This is a genomic window from Halorubrum sp. Atlit-26R (assembly GCF_003666015.1).
Classification (GTDB): domain Archaea; phylum Halobacteriota; class Halobacteria; order Halobacteriales; family Haloferacaceae; genus Halorubrum.
This window is the reverse complement of sequence record NZ_QPLT01000176.1, coordinates 1-805: the sequence shown is the minus strand read 5'-3', so window position 1 is coordinate 805 and position 805 is coordinate 1. Positions and strand designations below refer to the sequence as shown.

Annotated in this window: 2 protein-coding genes and 1 pseudogene; 2 read left to right on the top strand and 1 reads right to left on the bottom strand. The window is 55.8% G+C overall.

Annotation, left to right across the window (positions count from 1 at the left end):
- Positions 1-194 (bottom strand): hypothetical protein (locus tag DVK07_RS23905; protein ID WP_233565552.1); only part of this gene is annotated, 194 nt, incomplete at its 3' end.
- Between the two features lie 41 nt (positions 195-235).
- Here DVK07_RS23905 and tnpA point away from each other — a divergent pair.
- Together tnpA and DVK07_RS20000 are read left to right on the top strand one after the other, a co-directional pair.
- The gene (gene tnpA, locus DVK07_RS20005) at positions 236-625 is read left to right on the top strand and encodes an IS200/IS605 family transposase (protein ID WP_121598554.1); all 390 of its coding nucleotides are present in this window, start codon (positions 236-238) and stop codon (positions 623-625) included.
- Positions 622-805: pseudogene (locus DVK07_RS20000) on the top strand (RNA-guided endonuclease TnpB family protein); the annotation flags it as partial. The gene tnpA and the pseudogene DVK07_RS20000, both read left to right, overlap by 4 nt.

Genomic DNA, 805 nt, shown 5'->3' with positions numbered 1-805 from the left:
CTATCGATACTTGGGACGCCTATCGGTATCTTTGGAGTGGTCTTATCTCCGGTAGCATTTGAGTCCATACTCACAGGTTGTCTTGGTGGACTGATAAAGATACGAGCGCATACCCCCGTCTTTAGGCGGGGGTCAAGCGGACAATAGCCGACACACCCACCGACGACGCTATAGCTGGATTTCTCACGGTTCATCGGCGGTATTAACATGACGACGGACTATAGTGTAAACACGGATGAAGACCACACGGCATGCGACCTACAACCTCAACTACTACATAGTGTGGTTGCCGAAGTACCGCAACTCGGTACTCTTCAACGAGGTCGCTGACCGTGTGCGGACCATCCTCCACGAAATAGCCGACAACAAGGGCGTCGAAATTCTTGACCTCACCGTCCAGCCCGACCACGTTCACCTCTTCGTCAGTAGTCCACCCAAGAACGGACTGGCGCTCCTCGCCAACTGGTTCAAGCGTATCTCCTCGCGCAAGTACAACCACCGATATGCCGACCACGACGGCGAGAAAATCCGATGGGCGCGAGGCTACTATGCAGGGACCGCTGGCCACGTTTCGAGTGAGACTGTCGAGGACTACATCCAACAGCACAAGGAGGGCGACTCGTGACCGAACTCACGAAGACGCTCGAACTCAAACTGGTGGATCCAAACGCTCACAAGCGGCGGAAACTCCGAGAGACGCGAGGGACGTACCGACAGGCGCTTCACGACGCCTTCGAAGCCCGCTGTACCACGCAGACCGAAGCGAACGACGTGGTTGTCACCTACAATCTGAACGGGTACGCCA